Annotated in this window: 7 protein-coding genes and 1 pseudogene; all 8 read right to left on the bottom strand. The window is 73.5% G+C overall.

Annotated elements, in window-relative coordinates; all coding sequences use genetic code 11:
* Positions 1-227: ribonuclease III domain-containing protein (locus tag VFW24_12935; protein HEX5267669.1), on the bottom strand; the 227-nt coding region annotated here is incomplete at its 3' end.
* Positions 228-322: 95 nt separating this feature from the next.
* A complete protein-coding gene (locus tag VFW24_12930; protein ID HEX5267668.1) occupies positions 323-616 on the bottom strand; it encodes an acyl carrier protein in 294 nt (97 codons plus the stop codon).
* Positions 617-626: 10 nt separating this feature from the next.
* A complete protein-coding gene (gene plsX / locus VFW24_12925; GenBank protein HEX5267667.1) occupies positions 627-1,595 on the bottom strand; it encodes a phosphate acyltransferase PlsX in 969 nt (322 codons plus the stop codon).
* Between the two features lie 30 nt (positions 1,596-1,625).
* On the bottom strand, positions 1,626-1,805 hold the full coding sequence (rpmF, locus tag VFW24_12920; protein ID HEX5267666.1) for a 50S ribosomal protein L32: 180 nt from the start codon (positions 1,803-1,805) through the stop codon (positions 1,626-1,628).
* 51 nt (positions 1,806-1,856) lie between these two features.
* Entirely contained in the window at positions 1,857-2,357 is a 501-nt protein-coding gene (locus VFW24_12915) for a DUF177 domain-containing protein (GenBank protein HEX5267665.1), read from the bottom strand.
* Between the two features lie 53 nt (positions 2,358-2,410).
* Positions 2,411-2,971 carry an ATP synthase F0 subunit B gene (locus VFW24_12910; GenBank protein HEX5267664.1) on the bottom strand — a complete coding sequence of 187 codons (561 nt, stop codon included), beginning with the start codon at positions 2,969-2,971 and terminating at the stop codon, positions 2,411-2,413.
* Positions 2,968-3,429 (bottom strand): annotated as a pseudogene (coaD, locus tag VFW24_12905) (pantetheine-phosphate adenylyltransferase). Before coaD ends, VFW24_12910 begins: the two are co-directional and overlap by 4 nt.
* Before the next feature lie 30 nt (positions 3,430-3,459).
* Positions 3,460-4,011: an RsmD family RNA methyltransferase gene (locus VFW24_12900; GenBank protein ID HEX5267663.1), complete on the bottom strand. Its 552-nt coding sequence runs from the start codon at positions 4,009-4,011 to the stop codon at positions 3,460-3,462.
* Positions 4,012-4,053 lie beyond the last annotated feature (42 nt).

Here is a 4,053-nt window from a genome sequence, read left to right as displayed (position 1 = left end):
AGGACGGCCGCGCCGAGGTCGCAGCCGCCCGCCAGCTCGGCCAGCACCTCGGAGTTCACGACCGCGGCCCGTACCTTGGCCATCTCCCCTTCGGGCTGGTCGTCGTAGGTGCCGTAGATGTGGTCGGTCACCACCAGCCCGAGGACGGCGTCGCCCAGGAACTCGAGGCGCTCGTTGGACGTCTCCCCGGGGTTCTCGGCGCACCAGGAGCGGTGGCAGAGCGCCACCCGGAGCAGCTCCCGGTCCTTGAAGGCGTAGCCGAGACGGTCGGCCAGCCGCTCCAGAGCGGCAGGATCGGAGGGACCCGCCAGGGCGCCGGCCCCTACGAGTCGAGCTTGGCGACCACGTAGTCCACGGCGTCGCGTACGGTCTTCAGGTCCTCGAGGTCCTCGTCGTCGATGCGGAACCCCACCGTCCGCTCCCCGAGCTCCTCCTCGAGGGCCTCGACCAGCTCGATGAGGGCCAGCGAGTCGGCGTCGAGGTCCTCACCGAACGAGGCGCTCTCGGTGATGGTCGAGGGCTCGACCTCGAGGATGTCCGCGAGGCGGTCGCGGATCAGCTCGAAGACCGCCTGGCGGTCCATCGGCCCCCGTTCCACGTGCGTCTCAGCCGGCACGCAGCCGATGTTAACGGACCGCGTTTCGCAGGCTGCCCACCACGTCGGCGCCGGCCATGTCCCGCGCCACCGCCAGGGCGTTGACCACGGCGCGCGCCGAGGACGAGCCGTGGCTGATGATGCACACGCCGTCGACGCCGAGCAGCATGGCGCCCCCGGTGCTGTCCGGGTCGAGCTGGTCGGCCAGCGGGGCCAGGGCGGGGAGCAGGACCTGGGCCGCGGCCTTGGTCTCGTCGCTGGTCCCGAACGCCGCCAGCACGGCGTCGACGACGGCCCTCACCCCGCCCTCCAGCGTCTTCAGCGTCACGTTCCCGGTGAAGCCGTCGGTCACGACGACGTCGACCCGGTCGCTCACGATGTCACGGCCCTCGACGTTGCCGATGAACCGGACGCCGGTCGCGTGGGCCAGGAGCTCGTTGGTCTCCTTGACGAGGGACGTCCCCTTTGTGTCCTCCTCGCCGATCGAGAGGAGCCCGACGCGCGGCTCGTCGATCCCGTAGCGGTCACGGGAGAACACCGCGCCCATCTGGGCGAACTGCACGAGCATCGCCGGGGTGCACTCGGCGTTGGCCCCGGCGTCGAGGAGAACGGTCGGCGTGGATCCCGGCACCGGGATCGGGGTGGCGATGGCGGGCCGGTGCACCCCCCGCAGGCGGCCCATGCGGAGCAGGGCGCTGGCCATGGTGGCCCCGGTGTTGCCGGCGCTGACCATGGCCGACGCCTTCCCGTCGCGCACCGCCTCGGCGCTGCGCACCAGGCTCGAGTCCTTCTTGGTCCGCACGGCGCGCCCCGGGTCCTCGTCCATGGCCACCACCTCGGATGCGGCCAGGACCTCCAGGTCCCCGGTGTCCCCGAGCCGGTCGAGCGGACCGACGAGGAGGACGGGGATCCCGAGCTCCTCGTGGGCGCGCCGCGCCCCGGCCACGATCTCCCCGGGGGCGTGGTCGCCCCCCATGGCGTCGAGGGCTACGGGTAGCAGGGGCTCAACGACCCAGGCTGATCAGTCGACTCAGTCGACCTCGACGGCCTGGCGCCCCCCGTACCACCCGCAGTTGGGGCAGACCACGTGGGGGAGCTTGGCCTCCCGGCAGTGGGGGCAGATGCTGCGGGGCGGGGCGGACAGCGTCCAGTTGGACGCCCGCCGGCTCCGGCTCTTGGACTTCGACGTCTTCTTCTTGGGGACGGCCATTCGCGCTTCTCGCCTCTGGTGTGTTCCGGCCTGCTGTGTTCCGGGCCGGCGTCAGTCCGGCCCGCGGAGCGGGTCGAGCCCGGCCCAACGGGGGTCACGGTCTGCCGGTGGGCACCCGCAGGGGCCCTCGTTCAGGTCCGCGCCGCACGTGGGGCACAGCCCCGGGCATCCCTCGCGACAGAGGGGGGCCTGGGGTAGCTCGAGCAGTACAGCGTCGCGCGCCAGCGGCTCCAGGTCGAGTTGGTCCCCGGACAGGGCATACGTCTCCTGGCCGTCAGAGCTGTCCTCGTAGAGCTCCCGGACCTCGGCCCGGATCGGGCCCTCGGCCCGCCCGAGGCAGCGCCGGCACTCCCCCGCCCAGCGCGCCCCGACGGTCCCGGAGACCATCACCCCCCCGTGGACCGGCTCCAGCAGGACGTCCACGTCGACCTCGGCCCCCGGAGCCACGCCGCTGCCCGAGACGGCCAGGTCCTCGAGGATCCCGCGGCGGTGCTCCCTCCTGGGCCCGGTCCGGGCCAGGCTGGCCACCCCCACCACGAACGGGCGGATCACCCCGCCTCCCCGACGGCCTCCCGGGGCGTCAACGCCTGTGCCTCCACGGGGAATCAGCCCAGGTCCTGGTCGAAGAAGTGGCCGTCCCCCTCTCCGGAGCCGTCCTGGCCCAGCCCCCCCGGGTCGTCCGGGGGCCTGGTCGGGGCGGTCACCCGCAGCTTCTCCCGGCCGGCCTGGACGCTCCGCATGGTGCGCTCGAGCACGATCTCGAACGCCGCCAGCTTCTGGTCGCAGTAGTCCTCCGCCTCGTGCCGGAGGCGGGCCGCCTGCTCCCGGCTGTCCTCGACCAGGCGCTGGGCCCGGTGCTCGGCCTCCCGCACGATCTCGGTTCGCTGCACCATCCGCTCGGCCCGGGCCCGGGCGGCGTCGAGGATCTCGTCCGCCTCGCGCTGCACCTTCTCCAGGTACTGATCCCGCTCCCGCATCATGAACCGGGCCTGGTCCAGCTCCCCCGGTAGCCGCTCGCTGGCGGCCTCCAGCAGCTCGAGGACCTCGTCCTTGCTGCTGATCAGGACCGAGGTCGACAGCGGCACGGACTTCCCGTTGTTGATCACCTCCATGGCCCGGCGCAGCAGGGTCTCGGTGTCGGGCGGGTCCGGGTGGTCGGGGCTCATCGGGGGAACTTCGCCTTCAGGCGGGCCGCCACCGGCGGGGGCACCAGGTCGGACACGTCGCCGCCGAAGCGGGCCACCTCCCGGAGCAGCCGGGCCGCCAGGAAGGAGTGGGCGGGGCCGGTGGGGATGAACAGGGTGTCGATGCCCGACAGCCGGTGGTTCATCTGCGCCATCTGCATCTCGCTCTCGAAGTCGGTCACCGCCCGCAGGCCCTTCACTATGGCCAAGGCGCCCACCTCGCGTGCGATGTCGACCACCAGGCCGGTGAGGGCCACGGTCCGCACCCCGTCCAGGTGCGCCGTCGACTCCTCGATCATGGCCCGGCGCTCGTCCACGCTGAACAGGGCCTCGGCCTTCTGGGGATTCCGCGTCGGAGCCACGACCACCCCGTCGAAGAGCCGGGCGGCGCGCTCCACCACCTCGAGGTGGCCGTTGTGGAACGGGTCGAACGAGCCCGGGCAGAGAGCGGTGCGGGATGGCGTGGCGGTCTACCTTTCGGGCTCTCCGAGAAGCTCGACCACGGTACCGCCGTAGCGCCGGCTCCGGATGAGAGGGCGCCCGGCCCGCGACGGGATCGGCGCCCCGGCCTCCGCCACGACCAGCCGGGCGGGCAGGGCCGCCAGCAGGTCGTCCCACCCCTCGAAGCCGTACGGCGGGTCGCAGAACGCCAGGTCGAACGGGCCGGGGCGCGAGCGGACCGCGCCCGAGCGGAGGAAGGCGTCCACGTCCCTCCTCACCACGTGCCCCGGACCCAGTCCGGTTGCGGCCAGGTTCGTCTCGATGGCGAGGACCGCCGCCGGGTCGGTCTCCACGAACGTGGCCCCGGCGGCGCCGCGGGACAGCGCCTCGATGCCCATGGCCCCGGTGCCGGCGTAGAGGTCCACCACCTCGGCTCCGCCCACCCTCGCCGCGCCGGCCGCCTCGAGGCTGGCCAGGATGTCGAACACCGCCTCGCGCACCCGGTCCGAGGTGGGCCGGGTGGCGCTCCCCCGGGGCCCGACCAGCCGGCGGCCCCGCGCCGTGCCCGCGACCACCCTCATCCGGCCACGCTACGGCGGCGCCGGGCCGGCTCCGGGTGTCCA

Source organism: Acidimicrobiales bacterium (genome assembly GCA_036273495.1).
Classification (GTDB): Bacteria; Actinomycetota; Acidimicrobiia; order Acidimicrobiales; family JAJPHE01; genus DASSEU01.
This window is presented reverse-complemented; position numbering and strand designations above follow the sequence as displayed.

Bases quoted from the DNA above. Each gene is read 5' to 3' on its own strand.
- VFW24_12910 (HEX5267664.1), bottom strand. From the start codon at position 2,971: ATGAGCCCCGACCACCCGGACCCGCCCGACACCGAGACCCTGCTGCGC.
- VFW24_12900 (HEX5267663.1), bottom strand. From the start codon at position 4,011: ATGAGGGTGGTCGCGGGCACGGCGCGGGGCCGCCGGCTGGTCGGGCCC.
- rpmF (HEX5267666.1), bottom strand. From the start codon at position 1,805: ATGGCCGTCCCCAAGAAGAAGACGTCGAAGTCCAAGAGCCGGAGCCGG.